This is a genomic window from Trinickia sp., assembly GCF_051954495.1.
In the GTDB taxonomy this organism is placed as follows: domain Bacteria; phylum Pseudomonadota; class Gammaproteobacteria; order Burkholderiales; family Burkholderiaceae; genus Trinickia.
In genome coordinates this window covers 1-17,933 of sequence record NZ_JBQCHR010000049.1, presented here as the reverse complement: position 1 = coordinate 17,933, position 17,933 = coordinate 1, and the positions used below count along the sequence as shown (strand labels likewise).

17 protein-coding genes are annotated in these 17,933 nt (G+C 63.2%); 3 read left to right on the top strand and 14 right to left on the bottom strand.

Features of this window, described 5'->3' with window-relative positions; all coding sequences use genetic code 11:
* The 7 genes from ACTHNR_RS07940 to ACTHNR_RS07910 all read right to left on the bottom strand — a co-directional run.
* Positions 1 to 291 (bottom strand): ParA family protein (locus ACTHNR_RS07940; RefSeq protein ID WP_440547026.1); only part of this gene is annotated, 291 nt, incomplete at its 3' end.
* A gap of 40 nt (positions 292 to 331) precedes the next feature.
* The gene (gene rsmG, locus ACTHNR_RS07935) at positions 332 to 1,033 is read right to left on the bottom strand and encodes a 16S rRNA (guanine(527)-N(7))-methyltransferase RsmG (RefSeq protein ID WP_440547025.1); all 702 of its coding nucleotides are present in this window, start codon (positions 1,031 to 1,033) and stop codon (positions 332 to 334) included.
* On the bottom strand, positions 1,030 to 3,009 hold the full coding sequence (mnmG, locus tag ACTHNR_RS07930) for a tRNA uridine-5-carboxymethylaminomethyl(34) synthesis enzyme MnmG (protein WP_440547024.1): 1,980 nt from the start codon (positions 3,007 to 3,009) through the stop codon (positions 1,030 to 1,032). The genes rsmG and mnmG overlap by 4 nt, the downstream gene beginning before the upstream one ends.
* Positions 3,010 to 3,171: 162 nt before the next feature.
* A complete protein-coding gene (locus ACTHNR_RS07925) occupies positions 3,172 to 3,930 on the bottom strand; it encodes an ABC transporter ATP-binding protein (protein WP_440547023.1) in 759 nt (252 codons plus the stop codon).
* Positions 3,931 to 3,932: 2 nt separating this feature from the next.
* Positions 3,933 to 5,720 carry a branched-chain amino acid ABC transporter ATP-binding protein/permease gene (locus ACTHNR_RS07920; RefSeq protein ID WP_440547022.1) on the bottom strand — a complete coding sequence of 596 codons (1,788 nt, stop codon included), beginning with the start codon at positions 5,718 to 5,720 and terminating at the stop codon, positions 3,933 to 3,935.
* A 3-nt stretch (positions 5,721 to 5,723) separates the two neighbouring features.
* The gene (locus ACTHNR_RS07915) at positions 5,724 to 6,779 is read right to left on the bottom strand and encodes a branched-chain amino acid ABC transporter permease (RefSeq protein WP_440547021.1); all 1,056 of its coding nucleotides are present in this window, start codon (positions 6,777 to 6,779) and stop codon (positions 5,724 to 5,726) included.
* Between the two features lie 140 nt (positions 6,780 to 6,919).
* Positions 6,920 to 8,077 carry an ABC transporter substrate-binding protein gene (locus ACTHNR_RS07910; protein ID WP_440547020.1) on the bottom strand — a complete coding sequence of 386 codons (1,158 nt, stop codon included), beginning with the start codon at positions 8,075 to 8,077 and terminating at the stop codon, positions 6,920 to 6,922.
* Between the two features lie 65 nt (positions 8,078 to 8,142).
* On the opposite strand from ACTHNR_RS07910, the gene ACTHNR_RS07905 reads away from it, so the two are divergent.
* Positions 8,143 to 8,325, top strand: a complete 183-nt coding sequence (locus tag ACTHNR_RS07905; RefSeq protein ID WP_440547019.1) for a hypothetical protein — start codon at positions 8,143 to 8,145, stop codon at positions 8,323 to 8,325.
* Between the two features lie 421 nt (positions 8,326 to 8,746).
* Here the strand turns inward: ACTHNR_RS07905 and ACTHNR_RS07900 are convergent, their stop codons facing one another.
* From ACTHNR_RS07900 to ACTHNR_RS07875, 6 genes are all read right to left on the bottom strand, one after another.
* Entirely contained in the window at positions 8,747 to 9,718 is a 972-nt protein-coding gene (locus tag ACTHNR_RS07900) for a branched-chain amino acid ABC transporter permease (RefSeq protein ID WP_440547018.1), read from the bottom strand.
* Positions 9,718 to 10,602 (bottom strand): branched-chain amino acid ABC transporter permease, encoded by an 885-nt coding sequence (locus ACTHNR_RS07895; RefSeq protein ID WP_440547017.1) that lies wholly within the window; start codon positions 10,600 to 10,602, stop codon positions 9,718 to 9,720. Before ACTHNR_RS07895 ends, ACTHNR_RS07900 begins: the two co-directional genes overlap by 1 nt.
* A gap of 75 nt (positions 10,603 to 10,677) precedes the next feature.
* A complete protein-coding gene (locus ACTHNR_RS07890; protein WP_440547016.1) occupies positions 10,678 to 11,898 on the bottom strand; it encodes an ABC transporter substrate-binding protein in 1,221 nt (406 codons plus the stop codon).
* A gap of 93 nt (positions 11,899 to 11,991) precedes the next feature.
* A complete protein-coding gene (locus ACTHNR_RS07885; protein WP_440547015.1) occupies positions 11,992 to 12,759 on the bottom strand; it encodes an ABC transporter ATP-binding protein in 768 nt (255 codons plus the stop codon).
* Positions 12,759 to 13,535, bottom strand: coding sequence for an ABC transporter ATP-binding protein (locus ACTHNR_RS07880; protein ID WP_440547014.1), 777 nt, complete (start codon positions 13,533 to 13,535; stop codon positions 12,759 to 12,761). Before ACTHNR_RS07880 ends, ACTHNR_RS07885 begins: the two co-directional genes overlap by 1 nt.
* A 268-nt stretch (positions 13,536 to 13,803) precedes the next feature.
* Positions 13,804 to 15,501, bottom strand: coding sequence for a GMC family oxidoreductase (locus ACTHNR_RS07875; protein WP_440547027.1), 1,698 nt, complete (start codon positions 15,499 to 15,501; stop codon positions 13,804 to 13,806).
* A 184-nt stretch (positions 15,502 to 15,685) separates the two neighbouring features.
* Here ACTHNR_RS07875 and ACTHNR_RS07870 point away from each other — a divergent pair, with 184 nt between their 5' ends.
* Complete coding sequence (locus ACTHNR_RS07870; RefSeq protein WP_440547013.1) at positions 15,686 to 16,582, top strand: LysR family transcriptional regulator; 897 nt, start codon at positions 15,686 to 15,688, stop codon at positions 16,580 to 16,582.
* Between the two features lie 229 nt (positions 16,583 to 16,811).
* A complete protein-coding gene (locus tag ACTHNR_RS07865; RefSeq protein ID WP_440547012.1) occupies positions 16,812 to 17,336 on the top strand; it encodes a class IV adenylate cyclase in 525 nt (174 codons plus the stop codon).
* A gap of 43 nt (positions 17,337 to 17,379) precedes the next feature.
* Here ACTHNR_RS07865 and ACTHNR_RS07860 read toward each other — a convergent pair whose 3' ends face one another.
* Positions 17,380 to 17,871, bottom strand: a complete 492-nt coding sequence (locus tag ACTHNR_RS07860; RefSeq protein ID WP_440547011.1) for an Lrp/AsnC family transcriptional regulator — start codon at positions 17,869 to 17,871, stop codon at positions 17,380 to 17,382.
* Positions 17,872 to 17,933: the final 62 nt, after the last annotated feature.

Below are 17,933 nucleotides of genomic sequence, written 5' to 3'. Positions count from 1 at the left end.
TTCGATTTCGGCGCCGGCTAGTTCACGGTTGGCCGGGAGCACGTCGTACTTCACGGCTTCGGACTTGATGCGGGCGTCGGCCACCGATACGCCGTCCACGAGCACTTCATAGACGGTGTTCTCGCACTCGGCCTTATTGATGCCGCTGCCCATCGTCGCGTTGCCCTGCGGATCGAGATCGATCAGCAGCACGCGCTGCCCCTGCGAAGCGAGACTCGCGGCGAGATTGACCGTCGTCGTCGTCTTGCCGACACCGCCCTTCTGATTCGCTACGCAGAAGATTTTTGCCATCGTTTGAAGATCCTCGTTACCGCGTTGAATGCCGCTTGCGCTATGCGCCTGCCGGTTCGTCGAGCACGACCTCGACCAAATGCCGCTCGGCTTCGAGCAGCGGGACGTCGAGCCGAATGATCCGCGCGACGCGCGCCCCCGCCGGCAAGCGCTCCACTTCAGCATCGGGCCGTACGCCCTTCATCGCCCAGATCGCCCCGCGCTCGCTCACCAAATGCCGCGCAAGTGTAACGAAATCGGCGAGCTCTGCGAATGCGCGCGAAACAATTGCGTCGAATTTTCCCGGTACGTCGACACCCGGGCGAAGATTTTCTACGCGCCCCGTCACGACCGATAAATTGTCGAGCTTGAGCTCGGCCTTGACCTGCGCCTGAAATGCCGTCTTTTTTTGCACGATGTCGTTCAGCGTGACGCTTCGTTCGGGCAATGCGATGGCCAGCACGATGCCGGGCAGGCCTCCGCCCGATCCGACATCGAGGATCGAGTCCCCTTCGCACGCAGCAAGATGAGGCACGATCGACAGTGAATCGAGCACGTGCTGGATCAGCATCTGGCGTGGGTCTCGAATAGCCGTCAAGTTGTAGACGGCGTTCCATTTCACGAGCAATGCCACGTAATCGGCAAGGCGCTCGAACTGCGCATCCGATAACGGCACACCGAGTTCAGCAGCGCCGCTACGCAGCAGGTCGAGCCAAGCCGCTCGATCGTTCGACAGCGCCCCTTTGGCGCGTGGCGACGTCATTGAGCCGCTGGAGCCGGGCCGGCTCCCTTGCCATCGACCGCGCTCGTTTGCGCGGCATCCGATGACGCACGACGGCCGAGGCCCTTCTTCAAGTGGACCATCAGCAGCGAAATGGTCGCGGGCGTAATGCCCGAAATGCGCGACGCCTGGCCGATCGTCTCAGGACGGAATTGATTGAGCTTCTGCCTCGCCTCGAACGACAACCCACGCACCGACGCGTAATCGATGCCCTCCGGCAATCGCGTACTTTCGTTTGCCTCGTTGCGCTCGATTTCGTCGGCCTGGCGCTCGATATAGCCCTGATACTTCACACCGATTTCGATCTGCTCTTTGATCTGGTCGAGCAACACGGGATCGTCGGCGAGCGGCGCTTCGGGTCCACACGCGCCCTCGCGCAAGCCGCAGATTCCGTCATACGTGATGCCCGGACGGCGCAGCAGATCCGCCAGGTTGTATTCGTGATCGATCGGCTTGCCGAGCAATGCTGTCGCTTCCTCCGCGGAGAGCGTCTTGGGGTTCACCCAGGTCGTCCGCAGCCGTTCTGTTTCACGTGAAACAGCATCGCGCTTGCGGCAGAACGCATCCCAACGTGCGTCATCCACCACACCCAGCTCGCGGCCGATTTCCGTCAACCGCATGTCGGCGTTATCTTCGCGCAGGCTCAGACGATATTCGGCACGGCTCGTGAACATTCGATACGGCTCGGACACCCCTCGCGTGACCAGATCATCGACCAGCACACCGAGGTATGCCTGATCTCGGCGAGGACACCATGCATCCTTCTCCTGCACATAGCGCCCCGCGTTGATACCCGCCAGCAGGCCTTGCGCGGCGGCCTCTTCGTAGCCCGTGGTGCCGTTGATTTGTCCGGCGAAAAACAACCCGCGGATAACTTTCGTCTCGAGCGAGGCTTTCAACCCGCGCGGATCGAAGTAGTCGTATTCGATTGCATACCCGGGCCGCAAGATGTGCGCGTTCTCGAGGCCTTGCATCGAATGGACGAGATCGAGCTGAACGTCGAACGGGAGGCTCGTCGAGATACCGTTCGGATAGATCTCGTTCGTGGTCAGCCCTTCCGGCTCCAGGAAGATCTGGTGTGACGTCTTCGATGCGAAACGGTGAATCTTGTCCTCGATGGACGGGCAATACCGCGGCCCCACGCCTTCGATCACACCCGTGTACATCGGCGAACGATCGAGCCCGCCGCGGATGATGTCGTGCGTCCGCTCGTTTGTGTGCGTGACCCAGCACGGCACTTGCCGCGGATGCTGCTCGACCCTGCCGAGGAAAGAGAAGACGGGTATCGGGTCGAGGTCGCCAGGCTGCTCTTCGAGCTTCGAAAAATCGATCGACCGACCGTCGATGCGCGGCGGCGTACCGGTCTTTAGCCTGCCCTGCGGCAGCTTCAACTCCTTCAATCGGCCCGACAACGACACGGCGGCCGGGTCACCGGCACGTCCGCCCGTGTAGTTGTTGAGTCCGACATGGATCTTCCCGTCGAGGAACGTGCCTGCCGTCAGGACCACAGCCCGCGCGCGGAACTGAACGCCAACCTGCGTTACCGCCCCGACAACACGATCGCCTTCGACGATCAGATCCTCGACCGCTTGCTGGAAGAGGCTCAGGTTCGGTTGGTTCTCTAGCCGATGCCGGATCGCCGCTTTGTAGAGAATGCGGTCCGCCTGGGCGCGCGTCGCCCGAACGGCCGGCCCTTTTGAAGAATTGAGGATCCGGAACTGGATCCCGCCCTCATCGGTCGCGGCCGCCATCGCGCCGCCCAGCGCGTCGACCTCTTTGACCAAGTGCCCCTTGCCGATACCGCCAATCGACGGATTGCAGCTCATCTGGCCGAGCGTTTCGATGTTGTGGGTGAGCAGAAGCGTCTTGGCGCCCATGCGGGCCGATGCCAAAGCGGCTTCCGTGCCGGCGTGACCACCGCCGACGACAATAACGTCAAATTCTGTGGGATAAAGCATGGCGATCCCACGCGCTACGAAGGGCGTGGGCCTGTCGGGAGAATGTATGGGCGGAATTATAGCGGGGATCGCGACCGAGGCGGACTCGCTAAACGGCTAAGTACTGTTTCACGTGGAACATTCGCCGCCAAGGAACGTGAACCGCCTCGTCGATCGACGAGCTTATGCCGTCTTCTTCGCGAGCCCTAGGTACGTCTCGATGACACGCGGGTTCTGCGCGAGCGATTGAGCCGGCCCTTCCAGCGCGAGTTCGCCCGTTTCCAGAACGTAGCCGTAGTCGGAGATTTGCAGCGCCGCCCGTGCGTTTTGCTCGATCAAGAGCGTCGCCACGCCGGTGTTGCGCAGTGCGCTGATGATATGGAAGATCTCCTTGACGATCAGCGGCGCAAGCCCAAGGCTCGGCTCGTCGAGCATCAGCAAATCCGGCTTGCCCATCAGCGCCCGACCGAGTGCGAGCATTTGCCGTTCGCCGCCCGACAACGTGCCGGCGGCCTGCCTGCGCCGCTCTTTGAGCCGAGGAAATCGCTCGAACACGGGTTCGAGTTGGTCGAGAAAATCGCGCTCCCCCGCCCGTTTGCGGCGATAGGCTCCCAGCACGAGGTTGTCCTCGACCGACATCGTCGAGAACAGCTCCCGCTTTTCGGGGACGAGGCACATGCCGCGCTCGACGCGCTTTTCGACCGGCAGCGCGCCGACATCTTCGCCGTGATAGCGGACACCCCCCTTGGCGTGGCCGCTCGATGGCAGTGCGCCCATGACGGCCCCGAGGAGCGTGGATTTGCCCGCGCCGTTCGGCCCGATCACGCTAACGATCTGCCCGGGCCGGACCTCGATCGACACCTCGTGGAGCGCCTCCACCTTCCCATACCGGACCGAAAGCCCCGCGACAGACAGGATCGGCGCAGCCGTAGTTTCGTTCATATTCAGTCCACTCCGCCGAGGTAAGCCTCGACCACAGCCGGATCGTTCTGCACTTCCTCGGGCAGACCATGCGCGATGCGCGTGCCGAACTCCATGACCACGAGTCGGTCGGCGAGGTTCATCACGAAGTCCATGTCGTGTTCGACGAGCAACACACTCATGCCCTCCGCCTTCAGCTTCCGCAACAACTCCGCCAGTTGCTGCTTTTCACGATAGCGCAAACCGGCCGCCGGCTCGTCTAGCAGCAGCAACGTCGGATCGCAGCACAGCGCCCGGGCGATTTCCAAGATGCGCTGCTGCCCCAATGCGAGACTGCCCGCTTCGTCGTACATATGCGCTTCGAGCCCGACACGTCGGATCTGCTCGGCCGCGTCGAACATCAACCGCGCCTCTTCGGCCGCATTGAGCCGCGCGACACTGCGCCAGACACCGCTCGAGCCCCGCAGATGGGCGCCTATCGCGACGTTCTCCAGCACCGACATCGTCGGCAGGAGCTTGACGTGCTGGAACGTCCGACCGATGCCTCGTCGAACGATTTCACGTGAAGTGAGCGCGTCGATACGCTCGCCGCGAAAATGAATTTCGCCGCGCGTCGCTTGAAGCACCCCCGTGACGAGGTTGAACGTGGTCGATTTCCCGGCGCCATTCGGGCCGATCAAACCCACGATCTGCCCCGCCTTCACCTCGAAGCTCACATCGTTGACGGCCACGAGACCGCCGAACTCCTTGCGCGCTCGATCGACAACCAGCAAATCGTCCCCTGCCGACGGCTTCGCCCGCCTAGGCAACGGCTCCGCGCGCTCGGGCGCACGGGCGCCCGGCCCCCGCGGAAACCAACGCGCAACGGATGGCCAGACGCCTTGCCGCGCGTACTGCAGCAGCGCAACCATCAGCACGCCGAACACGATGACCTCGAAGTTGCCGCTTTGTCCGAGCAGCATCGGCAGCAACGACTGCAGATAATCTTGGACGATGGTGAGGATCGCCGCGCCCAGAATCGCACCCCAAACATGGGCCACCCCGCCCACGACCGCCATGAACAAATATTCGATGCCGTGGTTGAGGCCGAATGGCGTGGGATTCACGGCCCGCTGCAAATGCGCGTAGAGGAATCCCGAGATCGCGGCAAGAACGGCGGCATAGACGAAGATGACGACCCGCATCCACCCTGTGTGCACGCCCATCGCTTCGGCCATGACACCCGCGCCGCGCAGCGCGCGGATCGCGCGCCCGGGCCGGCTATTAAGCAAATTCTGAATTGATACCACGGCAAGCAGCACCACCACCCAAATCAGGTAGTAGATGCTGCGGCCCGATTCGAGCGAGAAACCGAACACGTTGAGCGCGGGTATGCCGTTGATGCCGTCGTACTTGCCGAGCGCCTCGAGATTGCCGAACAGGTAATAGAGCGAGAGCCCCCAGGCGATCGTGCCGAGCGGCAGGAAGTGCCCGGACAAGCGCATCGTCACGGCGCCGATCACGAGCGCCACCAGCGCCGTCAGCGCGATGCCGACGAACAGTGCGATCCAAGGCGAAAGCCCGAATTGCGTCGTCAAGTAAGCGGTCGCATAGGCGCCGACCCCGACGAACGCCGCTTGTCCGAAGCTCGTCATCCCACCGACGCCCGTCAACAAGACAAGCCCGAGCGCCACGATCGAATAGAGGCCGATGTAGTTGAGCAGCGTGATCCAGTACTCGGGCACGTGCAGCGGATGCGGCAGCACGGGCAGCGCCAGTAAGATCACGAGGAAGCACCAGAACGGCTTGAAGCTTGAAAGTCGATGCTTCATCGTTCATTGCTCCTCTTCTTCGACGTGCCCGGCGGCCAAGCTGCGCCACAAGAGCACCGGAATGATGAGCGTGAAGACGATCACCTCTTTGTACGCGCTCGCCCAGAACGACGAATACGATTCCAGCAGGCCCACCAAAATCGACCCGGCCGCCGCAAGCGGATAGCTGACGAGGCCGCCGATGATCGCGCCGACGAACCCCTTCAAACCGATCAGAAAGCCGGAGTCGTAGTAGATCGTCGTCAACGGCGCGACGAGAATGCCGCACAGCGCGCCGAGCCCCGCGGCCAGCGTGAAGGCGAGCCGTCCCGCTTGCGTCGTGCCGATGCCGACGAGCCGCGCGCCGAGCCGGTTGACCGACGTGGCCCGCAGCGCCTTGCCCGAGATCGAGCGATCGAAGTAGAGGTAGAGCACTCCGATCAGCACGAGCGCGGTGGCGACTACCCAAACGCTCTGCCCCGAAATCGACAGCCCGCCCAAGGTGAGCGAGCCGTCGGAGAACGGCGTGGTGCGCGAACCCTCGGCGCCGAACATCAGCAGCCCCAAGCCGACCATGGCGAAATGCACCGCCACGGCGACGATGAGCAGCAGCAGGGTCGTCGCCTCCGCAATCGGCTCGTAGGCCAACCGGTAGACCAAGGGCCCGAGGGGCACGACGATCGCCAGCGTCAGCGCAATCTGCGCGGCCATCGGCAACGTCTGCCCGTAGAAATGCTGAGTGATCGCATACACGGCGACCGGTCCGAGCACATACCGGCTCGCGAGCGCGCTCAACATGCGCGGCGCATGCCTGCGACGCTCCGCATGCCGAACGAGACCGAAGATCTCGATGACGAAGCATGCGGCGCCAAGCACCGGCAGCAAGATGGCGGTCGGCGGAAACTTCTGCGCCTGCAGCATGGCAAGCGTCAACGCACCGTATGAAACGAACTCCCCTTGCGGGATGAAGATGACGCGCGTGACGGAGAAGACCAGCACGAGCGCGAGCGCGAGTAGCGCATAAATCGCCCCGGTGGTGACGCCGTCTTGCGCGAGGATCGCCGCAATCGATAAATCCATGCTTTTCTTGGACCCCGTACTACTACGACTTTACGAATCGGCGAAAGCGGGACAAGCGGCCGCAAGCCCCTTTAGGGCTGGCGGCCGATGCCCCACACGCGAACAGACGAACAGCGCGGGCTGTGCCGAGACTGCCGGCGTTATTCGCCGAGCAGTTTCCACTTGCCGTCGGTGATCTGCACCATCACGCGGGCGCGTTGATCGAGCCCGTTGTGGTTAGCCGGCGACGTATTCATGATCCCGTGCGAAATCGGCAGTTCCTTGATGTTTTCCAGCGCCTCGCGCAATGCGGCGCGGAACGCCTCGGTGCCCGGCTGGCCCTTCTTCAGCGCCTCGGGGATCGTACGCTGCAGCATCTGGCCCGCGTCCCACGCGTGGCCGCCGAACGTCGCGACGCTGCCCGCGCCGTAGGCTTTTTCGTACGCGTTCTTGTACGCCAGCGACGATTGCTTCACCGGGTTGCTGTCCGGCAGCTGATCGGCCACGAGGATCGGACCGGCCGGGAGGATCTCGCCTTCGCAATCCTTGCCGCAGACGCGCAGGAAATCGTTGTTGGCGACACCGTGCGTCTGATAGATCTTGCCCTTATAGCCGCGTTCCTTGAGTTCCTTGGCCGGCAGCGCGGCCGGCGTTCCCGAGCCCGCGATCAACACCGCATCCGGATTGGCGCTCATGAGCTTGAGCACCTGCCCCGTCACCGACGCGTCCGCGCGGTTGTACTTCTCGCTCGCGACCACCTTCAGATGATCGCCGGCCGCGGCCTTGCCGAATTCGGCGCTCCAGCTCTCGCCGTATGCGTCCGCGAAGCCGATGAAGCCGACCGTCTTCACACCGTGCTTGGACATGTAGTCTGCGATCGCGTTGGCCATCAAGCTGTCGTTCTGCGGCGTCTTGAACGCCCACTTGCGCTTGTCGTCCATCGGCTCGACGATCTTCGCGGAAGCGGCCAGCGAAATCATCGGCGTCTTGCCCGCGGACACCGGGTCGAGCATCGCAAGCGAGTTCGGCGTGACCGTGGAGCCCATGATCACGTCGACATGGTCTTCGTCGATCAGCTTGTGCACGTCCTGCACCGCCTTGCCCGTATCCGAGCCATCGTCGAGCACGATGTATTGCACGCTCTTGCCGCCGATCTCCTTGGGCAGCAGCGCCACGGTATTTTTCTCGGGAATGCCGAGCGACGCGGCCGGGCCCGTCGTCGAGAGGACGACGCCCACCTTCACTTGCGCGAAAGCAGCGCCTGCTCCGCACATCATGGCCAGCGCCACGCTGCTACGTACCCATTGCTTCATCGTCATTGCTGATCTCCAGAGGCTTTTACGCGAGAAAACGCGTTGTCATTGCCGATGCATGCACCGGCTGAATGCGATTATTTTCGAAAACGGAAAATGGCGTCGATTCGTGCGATACCCATGCGCATGCATCTGCGCCCGAGGACGAAGAAAAAATAAAAACAAAAGGCGGAAAGGGGGAAACGGGCGAAAAACCGACAGGAACGCGCGAGGGCGTTGCATCGAAGCGGCGGGTGCGCCGCGAATTGATTTGATGCGAAATGCAATGGTCCGAATGCTCGAATCCACCTGACCCGATCCGCTTGAACAGAGCCGGCCGTAAACGAAACGCGCAAATGAAAAGCGCTGTTGGATACCATCCAACAGCGCTTCCGTACGGGCACTGAGTGCCTCGATTGTCTCCTCGTTCTCCACCTGTAAATTCGGGTGCTTCAGAACTGAGACGAAGATTAAACAACCCCGTCTTCTGCGACAACCTAGCACTTTCCCTAGTGGTGCATAGCAGCACGCAATTCGAGCAAGGGTGCATCGTTTCAGGCCACGCCAGGACCGCGCAGGCTCCCGCACCGCCGCGCACCGGGCTTGCGTCGGGCGTGCGCGTGCACCAGGCACGCGCGAGGCGCTCACGCCGCGCGTATGGCGCGGCGCAGCGCGAAACCGATCCGTGCGCCCTATTCACCCGCGCAGCGGCCGCACACGTGCGACGATTTCGCCCACGATCCCGCGGCGGAACGTCAAGACGCAAGCGATGAAGACGAGGCCGATGACGATCGTCGTCGAATCGCCGAGCGAATTGAACCAATCGACATGCGTCAACGCAGCGAGCGCGCCGCCGATATCGCCTAGCCGATCCTCCAGCGTGACGACGAGCGCCGCGCCCAGCAACGGCCCGAACAGCGTCCCCATGCCGCCCACGAGCGTCATGAGGATCACGAGGCCCGACATCGTCCAGTACGCATCGCCGAGCGTCTCGAAGCCGAGCACGAGCACTTTGAGCGCGCCGGCGAAGCCCGCGATGCCCGCGGACAGCACGAATGCCAGCAGCTTGAAGCGATCGGTGTCGTAGCCGAGCGAAACGGCACGCGGCTCGTTCTCGCGAATCGCCGTCAGCACCTGCCCGAACGGCGAATGGACGATCCGTACGATGAATACGAACGCCAATGCAACGGCGACGAGGATCACGTAATAGAGCGTCATGTCGGACGAAAGACTCAGCAAGCCGAACAGCTTGCCGCGCTGCACGCCTTGCAGCCCGTCTTCCCCGCCTGTGAACGGCGCCTGCAGAAAGATGAAGTAGACGAGCTGCGCGAGCGCCAGCGTGACCATCGCGAAGTAGATGCCTTGGCGACGGATCGCGAACAAGCCCACGACGAGCCCGAGCAGCGTGGCGGCGGCGGTGCCGGCGAGCACCCCGAGTTCCGGAGTAAGTCCCAGCGTTTGGATCGTATAACCCGTCATGTACCCCGCGGAGGCGAGGAACATTGCATGACCGAACGAGAGCAGCCCGGTGTAGCCGATCAGCAGATTGAAGGCCGCCGCGAACAAGGCGAAGCACAGCACCTTCATGACGAATAGCGGATAGGCGCCCGCCCACGGCGCGACGAGCAGCGCAACGAGCAAGAGGGCGTAAAGCGCTTTTCTTTGCATCACCGCTCCTTGCCGAAGAGACCCGCGGGGCGCACGAGCAGAACGAGCGCCATGATGATGAAAACGACCGTGGCCGAAGCCTGCGGATAGAACACGCGCGTGAAGCCTTCCACGACGCCGAGCATCAAGCCGGTCAGGATCGAGCCCATGATCGACCCCATCCCGCCGATCACGACGACGGCGAACACCGTGATGATCATCGGCTGGCCCATCAACGGCGAAACCTGGATGACCGGCGCGGCGAGCACCCCGGCGAACGCGGCGAGCGCCACGCCGAAACCGTAGGTCAGCGTGATCATGAGCGGCACGTTCACGCCGAACGCCTCGACGATCTTCGGATTTTCCGTGCCTGCGCGCAGGTATGCGCCGAGCCGCGTCTTCTCGATCACGAACCACGTGGCGAAGCAGACCACGAGCGACGCCACGACGACCCAGGCGCGATAATTCGGCAGATACATGAAGCCGAGGTTGGTCGCACCCGACAGCAGATCGGGCACGTCGTACGGCTGGCCCGACGAACCGTAGATGGACCGGAACACGCCCTCCACGACGAGCGTGAGCCCGAACGTGAGCAGCAGCCCGTAAAGGTGATCGAGCCGATAGAGCCAGCGCAGCATCGAACGTTCGATCACCACGCCAAATAGACCCACGATGAGCGGCGCCAGAATGAGCATCGCCCAGTACGGCACGCCGAAATAAGAGAAGCCCATCCAGGCGAGCATCGCGCCGAGCATGAACAACGCTCCGTGCGCGAAGTTGATCACGTTGAGCATGCCGAAGATCACGGCCAGCCCGAGGCTCAGGATCGCGTAGAACGACCCGTTGACGAGCCCGAGCAAGAGCTGGCTCAGCATGGCCTGCAACGGAATGCCGAAGATTTCCATTGAACCTGCCGTCGAAAGAAGAAAAACGCGCGCGATCGGGCCGCGCGCGTCGTTACCGCGTACCGCCCGAGCGTTTTACTTCCACAGATCGCACTGCGTGTCCTTCTTATCCGTGAACGCCTGATCGCCCGGAATCGTCGCCTTCAGCGTGTAGTAGTCCCACGGCTTCTTCGATTCGGCCGGCGTCTTCACTTGATACAGGTACATGTCGTGGATCATGCTGCCGTCCTCGCGCACGTGGCCCTTCGCGTAGAAATCGTCGATCGGCTGCTTGTGCAGCTGGGCCATCACCTTGTCGGGATCGGTCGAACCCACGGCCTTCACGGCGTTCAGGTAGTCCATCGTCGCGGAGTAGTCCGCCGCTTGCAGGCTCGAGGGCATCTTGCCGGTCTTCTTGAAGTACTTCTCCGCCCATGCGCGCGACTTCGCGTTTTGGTCCCAGTACCAGCTGTCCGTCAGCAACAGGCCTTGCGCCGTCTGCAGGCCCACGCTATGCACGTCGTCGATGAACATCAAGAGCGCTGCGATCTTCATCGATTTGGTGATGCCGAATTCCTTGGCCGCCTTCAGCGAATTCACCGTGTCGCCGCCCGCGTTGGCGAGGCCGAGCACTTGCGCCTTCGACGCTTGCGCCTGCAGCAGGAACGACGAGAAGTCCGACGCCGACAACGGATGCAGCGCGCGCCCGAGCACCTTGCCGCCGTTTTCCTCGACCACCTTCGTCGTATTGGCGTCCAGCGACTTGCCGAACGCATAATCGGCCGTCAGGAAGTACCACGTCTTCAAGCCCTGCTTCACGATCGCCGAGCCGGTGCCTTTGGCCAGCGCCGTCGTGTCGTACGCATAGTGGATCGTGTAGGGTGTGCAGGCCTTGTTCGTCAGCGCGTCGGTGCCCGCGCCGATCGAGATATAGGGAACCTTCTTCTCCTTGACCACGTCGTTCATCGCCAAACCCGTCGCCGAGTTCGTGCCGCCGATCAGCATGTCGAGCTTTTCGGTGTCGATCCATTTGCGGGCCGTCGACGCGGCGATGTCAGCCTTGTTCTGGTGATCCTGCGTCAGCAGCTTGATCGGCAGGCCGTTGACCTTGCCGCCGAAATCGTCGATGGCCATCTGAATGGCGGTCGCGCCGCCCTTGCCGTCGATATCGGCATACAGACCCGAGAGATCGGTGATGAAACCGATCGTGACTTGGGTTTCGGCCGCCGCGGCCTGCTGCGCCGCGAGTGCGGCGGCCAGCGCGGTGGCGCTGATTGCGAGAGTACGAACGGCGCCTGCGAGCAACTTGGTCCTCATTGGTATCTCCTTCTTCGCTTATTGGTTGTGCGTGCAACTATTTGTGAAGCATGCGGCGCGCCGATGATCGCCGCCAAGCCAACGCGCCGGGCTTTATACGCCAAGCAGGTCGTGCAGCACCGGCATCTTGCTTTCGAGTTCGCTCGCGACGAAGTGTTCGACGATGCGGCCATGCTCCATGACGTAGAAGCGATCGGCCAGCGGCGCCGCGAAGCGGAAGTTTTGTTCGACCATGACGATCGTGTACCCGCGCGATTTGAGTTCGAGGATCATGCGTGCGAGCGCTTGCACGATGACGGGCGCGAGGCCCTCGGAGATCTCGTCGAGCAGCAGCAGGTTCGCCCCCGTGCGCAAAATGCGCGCCACGGCCAGCATCTGCTGCTCGCCGCCCGAGAGCCGCGTGCCCTGGCTCATGCGCCGCTCTTTGAGGTTCGGAAACATCTCGTAGATTTCATCGAGCGACATGGCGTTGCTGCTCGCGCCCACCATCGGCGGCAGCAGCAAATTCTCCTCGCACGACAAACTCGAGAAGATCGCGCGCTCCTCGGGGCAGTAGCCCACGCCGCAGTGCGCGATCTTGTGGGTCGACAAACCGATCGTTTCGCGTTCGCCGATGCGAATCGACCCGCTGCGCCGGCCCGTGAGCCCCATGATCGCGCGCAGCGTGGTCGTGCGCCCCGCACCGTTGCGGCCGAGCAAGGTCACCACTTCGCCTTGGCGCACATCGAGATCGACGCCGTGCAAGATGTGCGACTCGCCGTACCAGGCCTGCAGACCGGCGATCGTCAATGCGGCAGGCGCGTCGGCAAGCGCTTGCGCGGCGCCGCTCACCTCGATGCTTTCCCGCTCCGTATGGTTCATCAATGCGCTCCCGTCAACGCCGCATCCGCGCTACCCATGTAGGCCTGCATCACGAGCGCATTCTTCGATACTTCCGCATAGCTGCCTTCAGCCAACACCTCGCCGCGCTGCAAGACGGTAATCGTGTCGGAGATGCCCGCGATCACGTTCATGTTGTGCTCGACCATCAGAATCGTGCGGCCCGCCGAAACCTTCTTGATCAGCGCCGTGACGCGGTCGACGTCCTCGTGGCCCATGCCCTGCGTCGGCTCGTCGAGCAACATCAGTTCGGGCTCCATTGCGAGCGTCGTCGCGATCTCGAGCGCGCGCTTGCGCCCATACGAAAGCTCGACCGTGGGCGTATCGGCGAAATCGGTCAAGCCCACCTGCGCGAGCAGCTCGCGCGCGCGATCGTCTAGGCGATGCAACGTACGCTCGCTGCGCCAGAAGTGATAGGCCGTGCCCAGTGCGCGCTGCAATCCGATGCGCACGTTCTGCAAGACGGTCAAATGAGGAAAGACAGCCGAGATCTGAAACGAGCGAATGATGCCGCGCCGCGCGATTTGCGCGGGGCGCTCGCCCGTGATGTCGACGTTGTTGAAGACGATCTGCCCGGCGCTCGGCTCGAGAAACTTCGTGAGCAAATTGAAGCAGGTCGTCTTGCCCGCGCCGTTGGGCCCGATCAACGCATGGATCGAGCCGCGGCGCACGCGCAGGTTCACCCCGTTCACGGCGGTGAAGCCCTTGAACTCTTTGGTCAGTCCGCGCGTTTCTAGAATCGTGTCGCCGAGAATCATGTCCCCTTCCATGCGAAGTCAGGCGAATCACTGCATGTGGCACGCGCTTGTCGAGCGCGCTGCATCGTTCGGCGACGCGCCCCAGGTTGTGGGAACGCTCGCCGTTTTGGCATGGTGCATCAATGCGGAGAGGTCGGCCCCGCCCCATGCGGCAACGCGCATTGTCTCCCCAATGATGCAGCGCAATCATTGGGATTTGCACTAGTGCTTAATTGTGTCGGCAACGAACGTGCGTAGCTTGCATCCGAGCACGCTTGCCTTCCTCAGCTTACGCAACGATGACGGTCGCCGTTGCGCCCCGATTGTGCACAGCGCTCGCTTGCGCGCGGCGATCGGCGCGGATCATGTCGCTCGCGCGCTCCGCGATCATCAACGTCGGCGAATTCGTGTTGCCCGAGGTGATCGTCGGCATCACCGACGCATCGACGACGCGCAGCCCCGCCACCCCAACCACGCGAAGCCGCGAATCGACGACGGCGAGCGGGTCGTCGGCCGAGCCCATGCGACAGGTTCCCACCGGATGAAAAATCGTCGTGCCGACCTCGCCCGCCGCACGCACGAGCTCTTCCTCGGTTTGATATTGCGGTCCCGGCAGGATCTCCTCGGGCGCGTAGCGCGCGAGCGCCGGCGCCTGCACGATGCGACGCGTGAGCCGCAGGGCGTTGGCCGCCACATGACGGTCATAGTCGGTGGAGAGATAGTTGGGCGCGATCATAGGCGGCGCGAGCGGGTCCGGCGATTCGATGTGGACGCTGCCGCGCGAGGTCGGCCGCAAATGACATGCCGACGCCGTGAACGCATTGAATCGATGCAACGGCTCGCCGAACCGATCGAGCGACAGCGGCTGCACGTGATACTCGATGTCGGGGCGCGTGATCGATGCGTCGTTCTCGGCGGATTTGGCAAACGCGCCGAGCTGCGACGGCGACATCGACATCGGCCCGCTGCGCCATAGCGCGTATTGCATGGCGATGAGCATCTTGCCCCACCAATGCGCCGACATCGTATTGAGCGTGCGCACGCCGTGTACGCGGTAGGCCATGCGCAACTGCAGATGGTCCTGCAGGTTTTCGCCGACGCCGCGCAGATCGTGCACGACCTCGATCCCGAGCCGCTGCAATCGCGCCCCATTACCGATGCCGGACAGTTCGAGCAATTGCGGCGAATTGACGGCGCCGGCCGCGAGCAGGACTTCCAGGCGCGCCTTCGCGACGAAGTCGCGCGTACCGCCGGCGCCGCCGCGATAGGCCACGCCCGAGCAGCGCTTGCCATCGAACGTGAGTTTGCGCACCTGCGCGCCGGTGACGACGGTGAGATTCGGCCGCTCGAGCGCCGGACGCAAAAACGCCTTGGAAGCGTTCCATCGAATGCCGCGCTTCTGATTGACATCGAAGTAGCCGACGCCGTTGTTGTCGCCCCGGTTGAAATCGTCGGTGGCCGGTATGCCGGCTTGCTGCGCCGCCTCGCGAAACGCTTCGAGCACCTGCCATTTGAGGCGCTGTTTTTCGACACGCCATGGCCCGCCCACGCCGTGCCAAGGATTCGCGCCGCCATGGTGATCCTCGCTGCGCTTGAACACGGGCAGAACGGCATCCCACGACCACGACGCGTCGCCCGTTGCGCGCGCCCATTCGTCGTAGTCCTCGCGCTGGCCGCGCATGTAGATCATGCCGTTGATCGAAGAGCTGCCGCCTAGCACGCGGCCGCGCGGGTAGGAGAGCGATCGACCGTTGAGGCCTTTTTCCTCGCCGGTTCGATAAAGCCAATCGGTGCGCGGATTGCCGATGCAATACAGGTAGCCTACCGGCACGTGAATCCAGTGATAGTCGTCCTTTCCGCCCGCCTCGATCAAAAGGACGCTGACGTCGGGGTCTTCGCTGAGCCGATTCGCGAGTACGCATCCGGCCGTGCCGGCGCCGACGATCACATAATCGAACTCGCCTTCGAAAATCGTTTCGGTAGTCATCATGCGCACCGTTCTCGTGTCCCCGTCATGAGCCGTCGTCACCATTCATTTCGCCGTGGGCAACGACCGCCTGCCACGCCACGTCGCGCCGCGGCTCGTTCGTCAAGAAGCGTACCCGCCAACGCCGCGCGAAATCCAATGAGTTCTGCTCAACAGCGATATAAGCCGCGCTAATATCGCCTCCATGGACCTGACTCTGCTTCGCGCTTTCGCCACGGTCGCGCGCCTGGGCAATCTGACGCGCGCCGCCGCGCAGCTTCATTTGACTCAGCCGGCGGTAAGCCTGCAGATCAAGAATCTGCAGGAAGCGCTCGGCGTGACGCTGTTCACCCGTACGTCGCACGGGCTCGCGCTTACGCGCGACGGCCAAGCGCTGTTGCCGCATGCCGAACGCGCGCTCGCCGCGGCGGGCGATGTGGAACGCGCCGCCGCGGCGCTGCGTCAGGAGGTGCGCGGCCGGTTGCGCATCGGCACGATTCTCGATCCTCAGTTTCTGCGCCTCGGCGGGTTTCTCAAACAGCTCGTCGAAACCTATCCTCAGATAGAAACGGCGCTGCGGCACGGGATGTCGGGATGGGTGGCCGAGCAGGTGCGCACGAGAGAGCTCGACGTCGGCTACTACATTGGGCAGCCGATCGACGAGGCCATGCCGGAGGGACTGTTTCACGCGGCGACGCTGACGCGTTTCCAATACCGCGTGCTCGCGCCCGCCGGCTGGAAGGAGCGCATCGGCCGCGCGCCCGACTGGCGCTCGCTTGCCTCGCTGCCGTGGATTTGGACGCCGCCCGCCTCCGCGCATCACCGGCTGCTCTCGCGTCTGTTCGCGCAAGCCGGCGCCGATCCGGTGAAAGTGGCCGAGGTCGATCAGGAAACGTCGATGCTCGATCTCGTCAAGTCGGGGGTCGGCCTCTCGCTGGCTCGCGACGCCATCGCGATCGCCGAAGCGCACACACATGCGCTGACGATCGTCGAAGGCGTGACGGTGCCGACCCAATTGACGTTCGTCGCCTTGGCGGCGCGCATGGACGAGCCGGCGATCGCCGCCGCGTTCAAGCTCATCGAAGCGCAATGGGCCCTGTGAACAGGCTGGTTTAGCACCCATGGGCCGGCGCTTTTTGTTAGATTAGCGACTCGCGCCCGGCTTGCCCGCGGCGCGTTCTTTTCCTCGTTTCGCGCTTCCCGTTGTCCTTGGCGGCACACAGCCGATGCAACCCATCGACGTGTCTGTCCGGTGCGTTCATCGCTTCATCCGGCCGGCCGCCCGCCCCCGTCTCACCTCACGTATCCACACGTTTCGACAGGAGCTCGACATGGCACGCAACATCGAACTCAAAGCGCGCGCGCACGCATTCGACGCGCTGCGCGAACGCGCGGCCGCGCTCGCGGACGACGCTCCCCTCATCTTTCGTCAGCAAGATTTCTTCTACGACGTGCCGCGCGGCCGTCTGAAGCTGCGCCAGTTCGACGACGGCACGCCCTCGGAGCTGATCTTCTATCAGCGAGACGATCGCGAAGGACCAAAGGCGTCGTATTACACGCGCAGTCCGGTCACGAATCCCGACGCCATGCACGCGCTGCTCGCGACGGCGCTCACGACGCGCGGCATCGTCACGAAGGAGCGTCACGTCTATCTGGCGGGCCGCACGCGCATTCACCTCGACCGCGTCGACGGCCTGGGCGATTTCGTCGAACTCGAAGTCGTCCTCGAACCCGATGACGACGAAGAAGGCGGAACGGCCGAGGCGCACGCCGTGTTCGCGAAGCTCGGCGTTTCGCAAGCCGACCTCGTGGCCGTGGCCTACGTCGATCTGCTCAACGAAAGCATCGCCGCCTGAGGCGATACACGCATCGCAAGCCCGGTCGCTCTCGCAAGAACGCTCATGCGGGCGCAGCGCCGGGCGATAGGTGATCGAGCGGCAGCGGCCCATTGCGCTTGAACGTCGCGAGCACGATGTTCGAGCGCACGCTATCGACGCCCGGCACGCGCATGAGCTTTTTCATGACGAAGGACGACAGCGCGTTCAAATCGGGGGCGACGATGCGCAGCAAATAATCGGCGTCGCCCACCACCGCGTGGCATTCGAGCACTTCGGGCAGCAAGTCGATTTGCTGCTGGAACTGTTCGACGATCGAATCGCCGTGATGTTTGAGTTTGAGGCTCGTAAATGCCGTCACGCCAAGCCCCAGCTTTTCGGGCCGCAGCACGACGCGATAGCCGTCGATGACGCCCAGCGATTCGAGCCGCTGCAGCCGCCGCCCGATCTGCGACGGAGAAAGCGGCACACGCTCGCCTAGCTGCTGATGCGTGGCACGGCCGAAGCGCTGCAGTACCTCGAGCAGCGCCAAGTCGAAATGGTCAAGCTCCAGCATGAGTTTTTTCCGCATGAATGGGTTCAACTATGCGCGATTGTCGCACGTGAACCCACCCTTGC

Excerpts from the sequence above, each read along its gene's own strand:
- ACTHNR_RS07890 (WP_440547016.1), bottom strand. The coding sequence starts at position 11,898 with ATGAGGACCAAGTTGCTCGCAGGCGCCGTTCGTACTCTCGCAATCAGC.
- ACTHNR_RS07885 (WP_440547015.1), bottom strand. The coding sequence starts at position 12,759 with ATGAACCATACGGAGCGGGAAAGCATCGAGGTGAGCGGCGCCGCGCAA.
- ACTHNR_RS07880 (WP_440547014.1), bottom strand. The coding sequence starts at position 13,535 with ATGATTCTCGGCGACACGATTCTAGAAACGCGCGGACTGACCAAAGAG.
- ACTHNR_RS07915 (WP_440547021.1), bottom strand. The coding sequence starts at position 6,779 with ATGGATTTATCGATTGCGGCGATCCTCGCGCAAGACGGCGTCACCACC.
- ACTHNR_RS07860 (WP_440547011.1), bottom strand. The coding sequence starts at position 17,871 with ATGCTGGAGCTTGACCATTTCGACTTGGCGCTGCTCGAGGTACTGCAG.
- ACTHNR_RS07905 (WP_440547019.1), top strand. The coding sequence starts at position 8,143 with ATGCGATTATTTTCGAAAACGGAAAATGGCGTCGATTCGTGCGATACC.
- ACTHNR_RS07925 (WP_440547023.1), bottom strand. The coding sequence starts at position 3,930 with ATGAACGAAACTACGGCTGCGCCGATCCTGTCTGTCGCGGGGCTTTCG.
- ACTHNR_RS07870 (WP_440547013.1), top strand. The coding sequence starts at position 15,686 with ATGGACCTGACTCTGCTTCGCGCTTTCGCCACGGTCGCGCGCCTGGGC.
- rsmG (WP_440547025.1), bottom strand. The coding sequence starts at position 1,033 with ATGACGTCGCCACGCGCCAAAGGGGCGCTGTCGAACGATCGAGCGGCT.
- ACTHNR_RS07910 (WP_440547020.1), bottom strand. The coding sequence starts at position 8,077 with ATGACGATGAAGCAATGGGTACGTAGCAGCGTGGCGCTGGCCATGATG.
- ACTHNR_RS07900 (WP_440547018.1), bottom strand. The coding sequence starts at position 9,718 with ATGCAAAGAAAAGCGCTTTACGCCCTCTTGCTCGTTGCGCTGCTCGTC.
- mnmG (WP_440547024.1), bottom strand. The coding sequence starts at position 3,009 with ATGCTTTATCCCACAGAATTTGACGTTATTGTCGTCGGCGGTGGTCAC.
- ACTHNR_RS07865 (WP_440547012.1), top strand. The coding sequence starts at position 16,812 with ATGGCACGCAACATCGAACTCAAAGCGCGCGCGCACGCATTCGACGCG.
- ACTHNR_RS07920 (WP_440547022.1), bottom strand. The coding sequence starts at position 5,720 with ATGAAGCATCGACTTTCAAGCTTCAAGCCGTTCTGGTGCTTCCTCGTG.
- ACTHNR_RS07895 (WP_440547017.1), bottom strand. The coding sequence starts at position 10,602 with ATGGAAATCTTCGGCATTCCGTTGCAGGCCATGCTGAGCCAGCTCTTG.
- ACTHNR_RS07875 (WP_440547027.1), bottom strand. The coding sequence starts at position 15,501 with ATGACTACCGAAACGATTTTCGAAGGCGAGTTCGATTATGTGATCGTC.